We start from the raw sequence: 15,852 nt of genomic DNA on the forward strand, positions 1-15,852 counted from the left end.
TGCTTCATTATAAAAAGGCTTACTGTAGACATGGTAGATAAACGCGAATCCTATACGAAAGAAGATCTTCTTGCCTCAGGGCGTGGCGAACTGTTTGGTGCTGAAGGCCCGCAGTTACCTGCACCTTCCATGCTGATGATGGACCGCGTAGTCAAGATGACCGAGGACGGCGGTAACTTTGATAAAGGTTACGTGGAAGCCGAGCTGGATATTAACCCAGACCTGTGGTTCTTTGGTTGCCACTTCATTGGCGACCCGGTGATGCCTGGTTGCCTGGGCCTGGATGCCATGTGGCAGCTGGTCGGTTTCTATCTCGGCTGGCTTGGCGGCGAAGGTAAAGGCCGCGCGCTGGGCGTAGGCGAAGTGAAATTTACCGGCCAGGTTCTTCCTACCGCGAAGAAAGTCACCTACCGTATTCATTTCAAACGTGTTGTGAATCGCCGCCTGATCATGGGCCTGGCTGACGGTGAAGTACTGGTTGATGGCCGTGTGATCTACACCGCGACCGATCTGAAAGTGGGTCTTTTCAAAGACACTTCTGCTTTCTAATACAGTACAATTTAGCTTCATCACGAAAGCATCCATTGTGAACAATGGATGCTTTTTTGTTTCTGTCGTCAGCCTGGATTACGCTTTCCTGCCGTGGTTTTTATGGTGTTAATTGCTTAAACAACGTTCGAAATCACAAATCGTGAAGATAAAAAACGCCCCCTCTTGCCTGAAAAACGTTATGCGTTATGTTGATTTTTAGTTTCTCAAATGTAACTAGAGGTTAACAATAATGTCGAATAAGTTACGTATATCTTGCCTTGCTTCTGCCGTGCTGCTCTCTACCTCCGCGTTTTCTGCTGTGCCTCAGGGCTATCCGGCGGATTATCAAAAAATCATCGATGCAGCGACCAAAGAAGGTAAAGTGGTGCTCTACTCCACCACCGACACCAAAACCGCCTCGCCGCTGATTCAAGGCTTTGAGGCCGCATATCCGGGCATCAAAGTAGAATATAACGACATGAACAGCACCGAGCTGTACAACCGTTATATCAGCGAGCAGGCCGCCGGCGGCACCAGCGGCGATGTGGTCTGGAGCTCTTCGATGGACACTGCCCTGAAGCTCGCCACCGACTATGCCCAGGAGTACAAATCCCCCGAGCAAGGCCAGTTGCCTAAGTGGGCGGTATGGAAAGACAAGGCGTACGGCACCACCTACGAGCCGGTTATTTTTATCTACAACAAACGCCTGATCCCAGCCAATGAAGTGCCTGACAGCCACGAGGCGCTGGCGAAACTCATCTCCAGCCAGCCGGATAAATTCAGCAAAAAAGTCACCACTTACGATATCGAAAAATCCGGTCTTGGCTTTATGCTTTCCGTTCAGGACTACAAGGCCGACCCAAACTACTTCAAAACTCTGGCCGCTGTGGCTAAAGGCGGCCTTTCGGTCCAGTCCTCAACCGGGACGATGATGGAGCGAGTTTCCTCTGGCGAGAACCTGATTGGCTTCAACATCCTGGGCTCCTACGCAGAAGCACGCGCCAAAACGGATACCTCTCTCGGTATTGCCTACCCGAAGGACTATACCCTGGTGCTGTCACGCGTCTCCTTTATCAGCAGTGAAGCCAAAAATAGCAACGCGGCGAAGCTGTGGATTGACTACGTGCTGTCTGAGAAAGGGCAAAGCATCCTCGCAAACCAGGCTGATATTCCGTCTATTCGCAATGATATCGACGGTGACAACGACATCGACGGTATGACTAAAAAGCTCGGCAACGCCCTGAAGCCGATCCCAGTTGATGAAACACTGCTGGAATACCTGCAGCAGAAAAAACGTCTGGACTACATCAAGCAGTGGCGCGAAGCCGCCGCGAAATAATCCTCTGATGAGGCGCACCATCCGGCTGCGCCTCACTTAACCCGAACACATTAGGCTATTCAGGCTTACTGACCTGAGGGATCGTTACATGGATGCATTACGCAGAAAGTGGCAGAGCCTGCCGCGCGGCATCGTGGTGCTGATAACTGCGCTGGTTATCTATATTCCGCTGTCGTTTATCGTTATACAGAGTTTTCTCTCGGCCCCGTTCTTCTCGCCGTCGAAAGAGTGGAGCCTTGAGTCCTTTGAGTTTATCTTCACCGACTCCGATTTTTACCTGGCGCTGAAAAGCGGTTTTATTCTGGCTTTTGGCCTGGTGATTATTGCCATCCCGCTGGGTGGCATCCTGGCCTTCTTGATGGTTCGTACCGACCTGCCTGGCAGGCGGATCATTGAGCCGCTGATTCTGGTACCTATCTTCGTATCTCCTATGGTGCTGGGATTCGGCTACGTGGTGGCCGCTGGCCCGGTTGGCTTTTTCTCCCTGTGGGCGCAGTCGCTGCTCGGCTTCGTGCCGTGGAATATCTACGACATGTCGAGCATCGTGGTGATTGCCGGCCTGACGCACGTTCCGCATGCTTATCTCTACATCTCCTCGGCGCTGCGCAGCGTAGGGTCTGATGTGGAAGAAGCGGCCCGTACCGCAGGCGCAACGCCGCTTCAGGTCATGACCGCCGTCAGTCTGCCGATGGTGCGCCCGGCGATGCTTTACGCCACCGTGCTGCTGTTCTTCCTCGGGCTGGAAGTTTTCGGCCTGATGCTCGTGCTGGGCGATCCGGAAGGCAATATGGTGCTAGCGACCTACCTCTACAAGCTCACCAATAAGCTCGGCACGCCTTCTTATCACCTGATGGCTGCCGTCGCCGTGGTGCTGATTTGTATCACTATTCCGCTGGTCATGCTGCAACGCCGCCTGATGCGCACCGCGAACCGCTTTGTAACCGTCAAAGGCAAAGCCTCCCAGGCGCGAGCCTTGCCGCTCGGGAAATGGCGTTGGGTCGCAGGTGCAGTCGTGGCGTTCTGGCTGACCGTTACCATCGGTGTACCACTGATTGGCGTTATCCTTCGTTCCTTTATTTCCAACTGGGGCGTGGGCGTTTCGCTGTGGGATGAGCTGTCGCTCAATACCTTCCGCACTATCTGGGAACAGCCCAACCTGCTGCGGGCCATCGTCAACTCTATGGCGATTGGCGTCATCGGCGGTGCGCTGGCGGTGGTCTGCTACCTGTTTATCGGCATCGCTATGCACAGAAAGCCGGATAACGTCACTCGTTTCTTAGACTACAGCGTGCTGGTACCCCGTGCCGTGCCTGGTCTACTGGCCGGTCTGGCCTTCCTGTGGGTGTTCTTATTCCTACCAATGTGGCTCGATAACGCGCTGAAATCCGGCTGGCTTTCCGGTATGCCGTGGTCCCAGTGGCTGCGGGATAACCTTATCGTCTGGCTGCGCTCGCTGCGCAGCACGATATTCAGCGTCTGGCTGGCCTATACCGTCGTGTGGATGGCCTATGGCCTGCGCCTTATCTCGTCTACCCTGCTGCAGGTTGGGCCGGAGCTGGAAGAAGCTGCCCGCAGCACCGGGGCAAGCCGCGGACAGATTACCCGTCACGTCACCATCCCACTGTCGCGCTACGGCCTGATTGGCTCCTGGCTGCTGATGTTCCTGATCTTTGAGCGTGAATATTCCACCGGCGTCTACCTGCTTTCGCCCGGCACGGAAACCATCGGTTCCATGCTGGTTTCGCTGTGGGCTGCAGGCGCCATCGATATTGTCGCCGCACTTTCCTTTATCAATATTCTGTTCGTGGTGTTAGGGCTCGGCATTGCCCTTCGTTTTGGAGTGAAATTACATGATTGAGTTATCGGTCGAGAACCTGCACTTAACCTACGGCGACAACCCGGTGCTGAAAGGCGTTTCCATGGATCTCAAACGCGGTGAGGTCGTCTCACTGCTTGGTCCTTCCGGCAGCGGCAAAACCACGCTGCTACGCGCCGTCGCCGGGCTGGAAAAGCCCACCCAGGGCACTATTGTTATCGGCAAAAGCAACGTTTACGACGGTGCGTCCCGTAAAGAGATCCCAGCGGAGGAACGTAACCTGGGGCTGGTATTCCAGTCTTATGCCCTGTGGCCGCATAAAACCGTCTTTGAAAATGTCGCTTACCCGCTAAAGCTGCGTAAAGTGGCGACGGCGGAAATCAACCAGCGGGTGCAGGCGGTTCTGGATCAGCTGGGCCTGGGGCACCTCGGCCAGCGCCATCCTTATCAGCTTTCCGGCGGGCAGCAGCAGCGCGTGGCCATTGGCCGGGCGCTGGTTTATAACCCACCGGTGATTTTGCTGGACGAGCCGCTATCCAATCTGGATGCGAAGCTGCGCGAAGAAGCGCGCGTCTTCCTGAGGGAATTGATTATCAAGCTTGGGCTGTCGGCGTTAATGGTCACCCACGATCAGAACGAAGCGATGGCGATTTCCGACCGTATCCTGCTGCTCAATAACGGCAAAATCGAGCAGCAGGGAACGCCGCAGGAGATGTATGGCTCGCCGCAAACGCTCTTTACCGCCGAGTTTATGGGCAGCAACAACCGTCTGAACGGCAAGGTGACCGAGGTTCGCGACGGCAAAGCGCGTATCGAAGGCAGCGACTGGGCGCTTTGGGGCAAAGCAGGCGCTGGCGTAGTTGCCGGGCAGGAAGGTACAGCCGTGATTCGCGTTGAGCGCGTCCGTATTGCAGACCAGCCGGGAGAAAACGGCATGACGCTGCCGCTGTTGACCAGCATGTATTTAGGCGACCGTTGGGAGTATTTATTCCGTACCGCGGGGGATGATTTCGTTATCCGCGCCTACGGCAATGAAATGCGTGATGCTCAACCGCATCATCTACAGCTGCCCGAACAGCACGTCTGGATTTTCCCTAAACCCTGATTGATTTTACAAAGGTCCAAAAAGGCGAAACCTCCGCACGGCGGAGGTTTCTTTTTCTAAAGAGACAGTGATTACGCAGTAACCGCCCTGTCTTCCATGGCTTCTCGCCAGCCTCCCATCCAATAGGACCTCTGATTCAGAGTCTGATATGGACAAATCTCTTTTGAGCGTCCGGCGATGCCTGCTTGATAACCACGTTGATGTGCCCGTTCCAGGCGATCTCGTTTTTGTCTCTTCATGCCTCGTTTCCCTCATTACATTGTCTGGTGGAAAAGAAAACAGTGATTACAAAATGTGCAACCACGGATAAGCAATAACGCGAAATCCGAAGAGCGTCAATGCGCAAAATTCACGCCAATGTCATATTTCTTCGCTATTCTGGTTATCTTTTCGACAAAAATTCAGGCGGTCCTGCGGCTAACCGGTTCACAAAAAAAGAAAAGCTGCGACCACCCGATGGTGAATATCGCAGCTTTTTTGTACCAATCATTTTACCTATTAATTAAGGCGTGTGAGCTCCGAAGCTATACTCTTCGCTTCCTGTTGCCAGCCCTGGGCCAGGGTTTTCACCATCGCGTCGTAGCCGTCATCCTGCTGTTTCAGTTCGATATGGAACGGACGCTTGATGATCTCACCCTGGCGCTTCAGCAACCATTCTCCGCTGACAATTACCTTACCGTCGTAGCGGCCGTGGAAGCCGGTCACGTTCACGCTTAGCGCCTCCTGATCGTTACCTAAAGGCTGGGAAGCAACAACCCAGCCCGGCAGCGCGCTGCTGAGGTTACTCACCAGCGTATTACGTAGCTGCTGGTCCAGCGGGCTGGCCCACAGATTACTGGTGGCAATGACGTACTGCACATCGGTCGTCTGGTAAACCACCCCGGTGCCCGCCAGGAAATCAGGGACCGTAATCTGATCCACCCACAGTAAATGGCTTCCAGGCTGGCTCACGGCCTGCATAACAGGCTGTGAGCTTTGCGGCAGCTGATAGTACGTCTTACCGTTATCGCTGCCGCTACAGGCAGACAGCGTCATTACGGCGGCTAGCGTGAGCCACTTTTTCATGGTTGTGCCCTCTTCGGCTGCGGATCCTTTTTATCCTTCGCTTCAAATATCAGCGAATTGCTCTTGTCGTTCAGCGTGCGCAATACCGGCTGCAGCTCGCGCAGCACCTGATCAAGACGCTGCATATCCGCCACCATCTTATTGTAAGCCGCGGAGCCAGGCTGGAAGCCCTGCATGCTGCGGTTCAGCTCTCGAAGCGTTTTCTGCATATCTTCCGGCAGCTGCTGCATCGACTGGCTGGCGGTGATCTTATTCAGGTTATCCAGCGTCTGCTGCAGATGACGCATGGTTTTCTGACTTTCACCCAGCGTGTTCGTCGCCTGTTCCAGCATCGGCGAAATCGGCAGGTTGTTGATCTTGTTCAGCGTTTCCAGCAGCTTCTGCTGAATTTGCGCCAGACCGCCGCTCATGGTTGGGATCACCGGATAACCGCTGATGCTCGGAATTTCTGTCACCGTTTTCTCATTCGGATAGAAATCGAGATCGATATACAGCGCCCCGGTAATCAGATTGCCGGTTTTCATCGAGGCACGCAGTCCACGCTGAATCAGCGCTTTCAGGTTCGATGGAATATCTGCCTCATTCCCCACCATATTTTTCAGGCGTTCCGGCTCAATGCGGATCAGCACCGGAATACGGAAATCATCGTTCAGCTTCTGGCGCATGCTCTCGTTGAAGAACGGCACCTGAGCGACGGTACCCAGACGAATGCCCCGGAACTCTACCGGCGCGCCAGGCTGCAGGCCGCGAATAGAATCTTTGAAGAACATCAGGTAGTCGATATGATCGGTAAACAGCGAATCCTGAATGCTTTTCTGATCGTCAAACAGCTGGAAGTCGGTACCAGACTCAACCGGCTTGCCCCACTCCCAACCGTCAGGCACGTCAAAGCTCACGCCGCCGCTAAACAGCGTGGTCAGCGAGCCCATTTCAACACGCATGCCCTGGGAAGACATATCCACGGCAATGCCGCTGTCTTTCCAGAAGCGAACGTTGCTGGTAATCAGCCTGTCGTTCGGCGCGGCGATAAACAGCTGGTAGCTGATAGCTCGTTTATTGGTATCAAAGGTGCTGGTTTCCACCGACCCCACGCGGTAGCCGCGGAACAGTACCGGGTCCCCAGGGGTGAGCTGACCTGCTTTTTTGCTGTCGAGCGTGATGCGAATACCTTTGGCGTCCGGCGGGGCAAGCGGTGGCGCATCCAGCAAAGCATAGTTTTCCGGCTGTTCGCCTTTGGTACCCGGCTGCAGCTCGATGTAGGCGCCAGACAGCAGTGTCCCAAGTCCGGAAATCCCTTCCCGCCCAACCTGCGGTTTTACCACCCAGAAGACGGAATCTTTATGCAGTAGCTTTTCCATCCCGGAATTGAGCCGGGCCTTAATTTCCACGTGGTGTAAATCATCGGTAAGCTGCGCGCTCTCGACGACGCCCACGTCCACGCTGCGGCTTTTAATGGTGGTTTTTCCGCCCTCAATTCCTTCGGCATTGGCGGTGATCAGGGTCACTTCCGGCCCCTGATGGCTGTAGTGGTAAAACAGGATCCAGGCGCCAATCAGCGCCGTTACGATGGGAAAGATCCAAACCGGCGACCAGTTTTTTACCTTCTGTACTTTCGCCTCGCCGCTCTTATTTTCCATGCTCGGAAGACTCCTCATCAGTTACATCGTCTGCTCGATCCCAGGACAAGCGAGGGTCAAAGGTCATCGCTGCAAACATCGTCAAAATAACCACAAAAGCAAACATTAATGCTCCCATAGCCGGGTAGATATTCATCAACCCGCCCATACGCACCAGCGCAGAAAGGACGGCAATCACGAACACGTCGATCATCGACCAGCGGCCAACAAATTCGACAACTTCATAAATCAGATGCATTCGCTCACTGTCGCGCCTGCCGTGCCCTTTTGCATCCCAGCACAGCCAGGCAATGGCGATCATTTTCAGCGTCGGCACCATAATACTGGCGATGAAAATCACCATTGCCACCGGATAAGATCCCTCGCTCCACAGCAGGATCACCCCGGCCAAAATCGTGGAGGGATATTTGCTGCCCAGCATCTCGGTGACCATGATCGGCAAAATGTTCGCTGGCAGGTAGAGCATGATAGAAGTGATCAGCAGCGCCAGCGTCCACTGCAGGCTGTGCCTGCGGCGTACGTGACCGTGTGTCCCGCAGCGCGGGCAAACCAGCGTGTCAGCCTCAACAATAGCCGTGCAGCAGGAGCAGGAACGCAGCCCCTGCTTGATACCCGATACGCCAACCTTGAGCGGCTGATGCACCGGCGGCATGGGGGCAATGTCATCCCAAAGCCAGCGCCGGTCCACGCACTGGAAGGCCCTTAGCTGCAAAATACAAAACAGACACCAGGGAATAAAACTGCTGCCCACGCCAATATCGCCATAGGCCATAAGCTTAACGAAGCTGACCAGGACGCCGGCGAGGAAGATTTCCGCCATGCCCCAGCTTTTCAGCTGGAACAGGACTCGCGCCAGCCAGCGTTTAAGCCCGAAAGGTAGCTTCGCCTGGTTGACTAACAGCAGAATGGTTATCAGGCAGAAAGCCGGCACCGCCTGGACAAATAGCAAAAAGAAGGTGCCCAGGCTGGCGTAATCCTCAGAAAACATCACGCCGGGGATTTGCATCAGCGTGACTTCGCTGCTGATCCCGGCCACCTTCATATTAATGAAAGGGAACAGGTTGGCCAGCAGCAGCATAAACAGCCCCGCCAAAGCGTAAGCCGTTGGCCGCTGGCGCGGCAAATACCACTGTGTGACCAACGGAGTGCCACAGCGCGGGCAGGAGGCTTTGTGGCCATCCTGCAGAGCGGGCAGCGCCACCAGCAAATCACATTGTCGACACAAAATATGCGAGCGATGGTGGTGCGTGGCACACATCGTAACTCTCCTTAGATTACGAGCCGTTTTTCAGCGCTTCGAGATACTCCCAGCGTTCGAATGCTTCTTCCAGAGCCAGCTCCGCTGCGGACATTTCCGCGAGGACTTTTTGGGTCACATCGTGCGGTTGGTTAAAGAAATCAGCATCAGCGACCTTCGCCTGTAGCGCACCTAAATCAGCTTCAAGCTGCTCAAGTCGCTGAGGCAATTGCTCTAATTCGCGCTGCAGGTTATAGCTTAGTTTGCTATTGGCACGTTTGACAGGTTCTGCTTTTTGCGGTTCTGCCTTCTCGGATTTAGCCGCAGCAGCCTGACGCAGCGGCTGAGCGGAACCTTGCTGCCCTTTCGCATCATGGTAACCGCCGACATAGCGGCCGATTTTGCCCTGACCTTCGAAGATCCAACACTCGGTCACGGTATTATCAACAAACTGACGGTCGTGGCTGACCAGCATGACGGTGCCCTGGTAGCCATCAATCAGCTCTTCCAGCAGCTCCAGCGTTTCGACGTCCAGGTCGTTGGTTGGTTCATCGAGGATCAGCAGGTTGCTAGGTTTTAAGAACAAACGCGCCAGCAGCAGGCGGTTTCTTTCCCCACCGGAAAGCGCACGCACCGGGGTCATGGCGCGTTTTGGATGGAACAGGAAGTCCTGCAGGTAGCCCAGCACGTGGCGCGGCTTACCGTTCACCATCACTTCCTGCTTCCCTTCCGCCAGGTTATCCATCACCGTGCGGTCAGGATCCAGCTCGGCGCGGTGCTGGTCGAAGTAGGCTACTTCCAGCTTGGTACCGCAGTGCACGCGGCCGCTGTCGGCCTGCAGCTGGCTAAGCATCAGCTTAAGCAGCGTGGTCTTACCGCAGCCGTTCGCCCCCACCAGCGCGATTTTATCGCCACGCTGAACCTGAGCGGAGAAATCACGCACCAGCGTTTTGCCGGCAACCTGGTAATTAACGTCTTCCATCTCGAAGACGATTTTGCCGGAGCGGCTCGCCTCTTCGACCTGCATCTTCGCGCTGCCCATCACTTCACGGCGTTCACCGCGCTCGCGGCGCATCGCTTTCAGGGCACGTACGCGCCCTTCGTTACGGGTTCGACGTGCTTTGATGCCCTGGCGGATCCACACTTCTTCCTGCGCCAGCTTGCGGTCAAACTCGGCGTTCTGTAGCTCTTCCACGCGCAGGGCTTCTTCTTTCGCCAGCAGATACTGATCGTAATCGCCTGGGTAAGACACCAGCTTGCCGCGATCGAGATCGACAATGCGGGTGGCCATATTGCGGATAAACGAACGGTCGTGGGAGATGAAGATAATGCTGCCCTGGAACTCCTTCAGGAAGCCTTCCAGCCAGTCGATGGTTTCGATATCGAGGTGGTTAGTCGGTTCGTCGAGCAACAATACGCGCGGGGAACTGACCAATGCCCGGCCCAGCGCTGCTTTACGCAGCCAGCCGCCGGACAGCGCGGAAAGGTCGGTATCCGCTTCCAGACCAAGCTGCTCGAGCACTTCGTTAATGCGGCTGTCGAGCTGCCACAGGCCCTGATGATCGAGGATCTCCTGAATGCGCGCCATCTCATTAAGATTTTTGTCGCTTGGGTCGGTCATCACTTTATGGGAGATATCGTGGTAGGCCTTCAGGTATTCGGCCTGCTCTTCCACGCCTTCCGCCACAAAGTCATACACCGTGCCCGCAACGTTACGCGGCGGATCCTGCTGCAAACGCGCCACGATAAGATCCTGTTCGTAAACCATGCGGCCATCGTCCAGCGGCAGCTCGCGGTTGAGGATCTTCATCAGCGTTGATTTACCCGCGCCGTTACGGCCAACCAGACAGACGCGTTCGTTTTCTTCGATGTGTAATTCGGTGTTATCTAACAGCGGCGCGTCGCTAAACGACAGCCAGGCACCGTGCATACTAATTAATGACATGACTATTAATCCCGGGATTCGTGAGTGACTAACCAGCAGTTATGGATCTGGCGGTTGCGCGCAAAGTCCTGCGACTGCGTTTTTTGTGTAATTTCCTGTGCAACCAGGCCAAGCTCCGCCAGGCCGGCGAAGTCCATTTTGAAGCCACGTTTATTGTTGGAGAACATAATGGTACCGCCACGACGCAGCAGGCGCTTCAGATCCTTCATCAGCGCAATATGGTCACGCTGCACGTCGAATGAATCTTCCATACGCTTGGAGTTGGAGAACGTCGGCGGGTCGATAAAGATCAGGTCAAACTGCTCATCGCTGTCGCGGAGCCAGCCAAGGCAATCAGCCTGGACCAGGCGGTGGGCGCGGCCGGTCAAGCCGTTCAGGCGCAGGTTACGCTCCGCCCACTCAAGATAGGTACGAGACATGTCCACCGTGGTGGTGCTTTTCGCCCCGCCGAGGCCCGCATGGACCGTTGCGGTACCGGTGTAAGCGAACAGGTTCAGGAAGTCTTTCCCTTTGCTCATCTGGCCCAGCATGCGGCGAGCGATGCGGTGGTCGAGGAACAGGCCGGTATCCAGATAGTCGGTGAGGTTAACCCACAGGCGCGCGTCAAACTCGCTGACCTCCATGAAGTCGCCCTTCTCGCCCATCTTCTGGTACTGACTTTTCCCTTTCTGACGCTCGCGGGTTTTTAACACCAGCTTGTTGGTTGGCAGCTCAAGTACCGCAAGCGTTGCCGCGATGACGTCAAACAGACGCTGGCGGGCTTTGTTCGGATCGATGGTTTTCGGGGGCGCATATTCCTGCACCACAACCCAGTCGCCGTAGCGGTCAACCGCAACGTTGTAGTCAGGCAGGTCGCCGTCGTACAGGCGATAGCATTCAATCCCCTCCTGACGGGCCCACTTATCAAGCTTTTTGACGTTTTTACGCAGGCGGTTGGCATAATCTTCAGCAATCTGACCGCTGGCCGCGGCTACGCCAGCAAGGCTAACCGCCAGCTGGTAGTTTTTCTGCACGCAGTCCAGCGGGCCGTTTTTGGCCTTAAACTGACGATCGGCACGCAGCTGCAGGCAGCTCAGCAGTTCAGGGGAAGCGCTGAACAGCGACAGATTCCAGCCGCCGAACTGATTTTTCAGATGGCGACCCAGCAGGCTGTGCAGGGCAATCAGCGCAGGCTCGCTTTCCAGACGCTCACCGTAAGGTGGGTTACTGACCACCGTACCCGCCGGGCCCTCCGGCAGCGGGTTGGTTAGCTTAGCGACATCTTTAACTTCAAAACTGATTACCTCGCCAAGACCTGCGCGACGGGCGTTGGCGCGGGCGCGTTCAATGACGCGGCTGTCGTTATCTGAACCATAGAAGCGAGATGGATATTCAGTCAGGCCACGGCGAGCGCGAACCTGAGCCTCGGTCACCACTTCTTTCCAGACATCGGCATCATGCTTCGCCCAGTTCAGGAAGCCCCAATGTTTACGGTGCAGGCCCGGCGCACGATCGGTGGCGATCATCGCCCCTTCAATTAACAGCGTGCCGGAGCCGCACATCGGATCCAACAGCGGCGTACCGTGCTGCCAGCCTGAACGCATTACGATGGCCGCCGCCAGGGTTTCTTTGATAGGCGCAGCACCGGTTGCATCGCGGTAGCCGCGCTGATGCAGACCTTCACCGCTGAGATCCAGCGCAATGCTGGCGGTATCTTTGTTCAGCCAGACGTTAATGCGCAGATCCGGCTGTTCGCGATCGACATCCGGGCGCGGCAGATTCTTGCGGGTAAAGGAGTCAACAATTGCATCCTTCACCTTCAGCGCGCCGTACTGGCTGTTGCGGATGGTTTCGTTCAGGCCGCTGAAGTGCACGGCAAACGTTGCGCCCGGCCCGAACAGCGCCGGCCAGTCGATAGCCATCACGCCGAGGTACAGGTCAAGATCGCTGTAGACTTTGCATTCGCTGAGCGGCAGCAAAATGCGCGAAGCCAGGCGGCTCCACATCAGGCTTTGATAGAGTAGACGAGTATCCCCCTGGAAATGTACGCCGCCCTGAACCACCTGGCAGCTCTGCGCCCCCAGGTTTTCTAGTTCAGTTTTTAACAGCTCTTCAAGCCCACGCGCCGTACTGGCAAACAGAGAATTCATATCGTCACTTATCAGGTAAAAAGAAAATTGTGGCGCATTATAGCTAATCCGCAACGCATGTCATAAAGTTGCCCTCTTATATTTATTTCCCACGGAGGGCGCCGTGATTACTTTGTCTCAACTCTTTATTCACCCGGTAAAATCCATGCGCGGCCTGGCGCTCTCCCACGCGCAAGCAACCGCCAGCGGCCTGGCCTTTGACCGCATTTTTATGATTACCGAGCTGGATGGCACTTTTATTACTGCTCGTCAGCATCCGCAAATGGTGCTGTTCACTCCCGCATTTATTCATGACGGCCTACATTTATCCGCACCGGACGGCAGCTCGGCCAGCATTCGCTTTGCGGATTTTGCGGCGACTCCTGAGCCGACAGAAGTCTGGGGTACGCACTTTACCGCGCTGATTGCGCCCGATGAAATTAACCAGTGGCTAAGCGGGTTCTTCTCTCGCCCGGTGCAGCTTCGCTGGGTAGGCGAGCAGCCAACCCGCCGGGTGAAACGTCACGAAGAAGTGCCGCTCTCTTTTGCCGACGGTTTTCCTTACTTGTTGACCAATGAAGCCTCGCTGCGCGACCTGCAAAACCGCTGCCCGGCGAGCGTTAAAATGACCCAGTTTCGCCCGAATATTGTGGTGACCGGCGCTTCTGCGTGGGCGGAAGATACCTGGAAAGTCGTGCGTATTGGCGGTGTTACCTTTGACGTTGTCAGACCTTGCAGCCGCTGTATTTTTACGACGGTTAGCCCGGAACGCGGTCTCAAACATCCGAGCGGGGAACCACTGAAAACGCTGCAGGGCTTCCGCACCGCGCAGGATAATAGCGGCGCCGTGGACTTCGGCCAGAATGTCATTGCCCGCAACAGCGGGGTTATCCGCGTTGGTGATGAGCTGGAAGTACTGGCGCACAAACCGGCGAATGTTTATGGCCCTGGCGAAGTGGTGGAAAGCCTCGAACCTCAAAGCCAGCCCGAAAGCAGCGTCAATATCGACTGGGAAGGCACCACGTTCCAGGGCAATAACCAGCAAATTCTGCTGGAGCAGTTGGAAAACAAAGGGATCCGCGTGCCCTATTCCTGCCGGGCCGGGATATGCGGAAGCTGTCGGATTCGTTTACTGGATGGCGAAGTGAAAGCGCTGAAGAAAGGCGCGATTGGCGCAGACGGCACCATTTTATGCTGCAGCTGCGTGCCCGCAGGAAATGTGAGCGTGGCGCCGCGCTAAACGGCCTGATCGAGACTGAGGCCGCTGCTTAAAGGCTGCGGTTTCAGCCGGTCATTCATGACTTTAATGGCATCCCCAAGCTGCATGGTGCGGCCCGCCAGGGTCAAACCTTGCTGAGCAAGCAGGCAAAGCGCGGCATTGTCGCCAGTTTCTACCACCAACAGGTTAACCTGCTGCATATTCTCGCTTAGCCACACGCAGGCTCCATCGCCGATCCCCGGCTGCCAGCAGTCGCCGTGGGAGACAAAATGCCAGCTTTTCGGCATCTGCGGCTTGAGGAAGCGAATCGCCACCAGGGCGTTGAGCACCAGCTCGGCACGCTGTTCTTTTCCTAGCGGTAAATCACGGCATTTTTCTTCAAAGGAGAAATAGAGCGCCGCATCATCAACACAAAAACCTGAGTTTTCAAAGGCATCCGGCGTTAGCATTTTACGAGGAAAGCGCGAACGGAAAAGCATACCATTGGCCAAATCGAGCATCATTCGATCGTGCTCTTCATCGAAATACCAACGCCAGTTATCGTCCGGTTTTATTCGCATAATACTTACCCTTCATTTATCCCGCTGCTCAATTGCCACTCAAATTCTTACCATATTAATAAAAGACCAATATGTTTAAATAAGCAACAGTAGCGGAATATAAAACAACCAGGGCCGAAAATAAAGCCCTGGTTGTCTGTAAAAGGTAAATGATCAGAGATGGGTAACGATTTCTTTAATCAGCGGTGGGCCTTTAAAAATGAAGCCTGAGTATATTTGAACCAATGAAGCTCCCGCTGCCATCTTCTCGCGAGCAGCGACGACTGAATCAATACCACCGACGCCGATAATCGGTAACCGGCCATTTAATTCCTGAGACAGGCGACGAATAATTTCCGTGCTTTTTAATTGCACGGGACGCCCGCTCAAGCCTCCGGTTTCGTCGCAGTGCTTCATGCCCTGAACAAGGCTGCGGTCTAAAGTGGTATTGGTCGCAATCACCCCATCAATATTATGGCGAACTAAACTGTCTGCCACCTGGATCAATTCTTCTTCAGAAAGATCCGGCGCGATCTTCACCGCCACGGGAACATATTTATGGTGGATCGCTTGCAGCGCTTGTTGCTTATTTTTAATGGCGCTTAAAAGATCGTCTAACGCTTCACCATATTGCAAGGTACGCAGCCCTGGCGTATTCGGTGATGAGATATTGATCGCAATATAGCCAGCATACGGATAAATTTTATCCATGCAGATCAGATAATCATCTTTCCCCTGCTCAACGGGGGTATCTTTGTTCTTGCCGATATTAATCCCGAGCACGCCGTCGAAATGCGCTTTTTTTACGTTTTCGACCAGGTTATCCACCCCGAGATTATTAAACCCCATTCGGTTGATCAGCCCTTCGGCCTCCACCAGGCGGAAGATGCGCGGTTTATCGTTCCCCGGCTGCGGACGCGGCGTCACGGTGCCAATCTCAATGGAGCCAAAGCCCATCGCCCCGAAGGCATCAATGCATTCCCCGTTTTTATCCAGACCCGCGGCTAAGCCCAGCGGGTTCTTGAACGTTAACCCCATGCAGGTCACCGGTTTTGACGGCACGTTCTGACGAACCAGCCACTCAAGTGGCGTACCGGTGACAAAGCGTAATTGCTGAAAAGTTAACTCATGAGCGCGCTCTGGATCGAGCTGAAAAAGGGCTTTACGAACGAAGGGGTAGTACATGAACTCTCCTGGATTCCCGGTGTGCAGACCGGGGCGCTATTATTCACGATCCAGGGGATGATTGGAATTGACCTGTCGCAAAAAAGCCTGAATAGAAGCAAACGTTTTCTTTCCCAACGCGCAATA

At 55.0% G+C, this 15,852-nt stretch carries 13 protein-coding genes; 5 read left to right on the top strand and 8 right to left on the bottom strand.

The genetic code is table 11. The features are described from left to right. The first annotated feature begins 30 nt into the window (after positions 1-30). The 4 genes from fabA (at position 31) to CNE01S_RS05460 (ending at position 4,791) form a co-directional block, all read left to right on the top strand. Entirely contained in the window at positions 31-549 is a 519-nt protein-coding gene (fabA, locus tag CNE01S_RS05445) for a bifunctional 3-hydroxydecanoyl-ACP dehydratase/trans-2-decenoyl-ACP isomerase (RefSeq protein WP_008461248.1), read from the top strand. A gap of 232 nt (positions 550-781) precedes the next feature. Beyond that, the gene (locus CNE01S_RS05450; RefSeq protein ID WP_061274121.1) at positions 782-1,870 is read left to right on the top strand and encodes an ABC transporter substrate-binding protein; all 1,089 of its coding nucleotides are present in this window, start codon (positions 782-784) and stop codon (positions 1,868-1,870) included. Between the two features lie 88 nt (positions 1,871-1,958). Then, positions 1,959-3,728, top strand: a complete 1,770-nt coding sequence (locus tag CNE01S_RS05455) for an ABC transporter permease (RefSeq protein WP_061274123.1) — start codon at positions 1,959-1,961, stop codon at positions 3,726-3,728. Beyond that, on the top strand, positions 3,721-4,791 hold the full coding sequence (locus CNE01S_RS05460) for an ABC transporter ATP-binding protein (protein WP_061274125.1): 1,071 nt from the start codon (positions 3,721-3,723) through the stop codon (positions 4,789-4,791). Before CNE01S_RS05455 ends, CNE01S_RS05460 begins: the two co-directional genes overlap by 8 nt. A 71-nt stretch (positions 4,792-4,862) precedes the next feature. Here CNE01S_RS05460 and rmf read toward each other — a convergent pair whose 3' ends face one another. The 6 genes from rmf to rlmKL form a co-directional block, all read right to left on the bottom strand. Continuing rightward, positions 4,863-5,030: a ribosome modulation factor gene (rmf, locus tag CNE01S_RS24300; RefSeq protein WP_008461244.1), complete on the bottom strand. Its 168-nt coding sequence runs from the start codon at positions 5,028-5,030 to the stop codon at positions 4,863-4,865. Positions 5,031-5,289: 259 nt separating this feature from the next. Further along, positions 5,290-5,856, bottom strand: a complete 567-nt coding sequence (pqiC, locus tag CNE01S_RS05465; protein ID WP_061274126.1) for a membrane integrity-associated transporter subunit PqiC — start codon at positions 5,854-5,856, stop codon at positions 5,290-5,292. Continuing rightward, complete coding sequence (gene pqiB, locus CNE01S_RS05470) at positions 5,853-7,493, bottom strand: intermembrane transport protein PqiB (protein ID WP_061274128.1); 1,641 nt, start codon at positions 7,491-7,493, stop codon at positions 5,853-5,855. Before pqiB ends, pqiC begins: the two co-directional genes overlap by 4 nt. Then, on the bottom strand, positions 7,483-8,751 hold the full coding sequence (gene pqiA, locus CNE01S_RS05475) for a membrane integrity-associated transporter subunit PqiA (RefSeq protein WP_061274130.1): 1,269 nt from the start codon (positions 8,749-8,751) through the stop codon (positions 7,483-7,485). The genes pqiB and pqiA overlap by 11 nt, the downstream gene beginning before the upstream one ends. A 16-nt stretch (positions 8,752-8,767) precedes the next feature. Beyond that, positions 8,768-10,675: an ABC transporter ATP-binding protein gene (locus CNE01S_RS05480; RefSeq protein WP_061274132.1), complete on the bottom strand. Its 1,908-nt coding sequence runs from the start codon at positions 10,673-10,675 to the stop codon at positions 8,768-8,770. Between the two features lie 5 nt (positions 10,676-10,680). Continuing rightward, positions 10,681-12,804, bottom strand: coding sequence for a bifunctional 23S rRNA (guanine(2069)-N(7))-methyltransferase RlmK/23S rRNA (guanine(2445)-N(2))-methyltransferase RlmL (gene rlmKL, locus CNE01S_RS05485; RefSeq protein WP_061274134.1), 2,124 nt, complete (start codon positions 12,802-12,804; stop codon positions 10,681-10,683). Between the two features lie 103 nt (positions 12,805-12,907). Here rlmKL and CNE01S_RS05490 point away from each other — a divergent pair, with 103 nt between their 5' ends. After that, positions 12,908-14,023 (top strand): YcbX family protein, encoded by a 1,116-nt coding sequence (locus CNE01S_RS05490; protein ID WP_061274136.1) that lies wholly within the window; start codon positions 12,908-12,910, stop codon positions 14,021-14,023. Here the strand turns inward: CNE01S_RS05490 and zapC are convergent. Further along, positions 14,020-14,562 carry a cell division protein ZapC gene (gene zapC, locus CNE01S_RS05495; protein ID WP_039291557.1) on the bottom strand — a complete coding sequence of 181 codons (543 nt, stop codon included), beginning with the start codon at positions 14,560-14,562 and terminating at the stop codon, positions 14,020-14,022. The two genes, CNE01S_RS05490 and zapC, sit on opposite strands and share 4 nt — an antisense overlap. Before the next feature lie 153 nt (positions 14,563-14,715). After that, positions 14,716-15,726, bottom strand: coding sequence for a quinone-dependent dihydroorotate dehydrogenase (gene pyrD, locus CNE01S_RS05500; protein ID WP_039291554.1), 1,011 nt, complete (start codon positions 15,724-15,726; stop codon positions 14,716-14,718). Between the last annotated feature and the right edge of the window lie 126 nt (positions 15,727-15,852).

Source organism: Cedecea neteri NBRC 105707 = ATCC 33855 (assembly GCF_001571265.1).
Classification (GTDB): Bacteria; Pseudomonadota; Gammaproteobacteria; order Enterobacterales; family Enterobacteriaceae; genus Cedecea; species Cedecea neteri.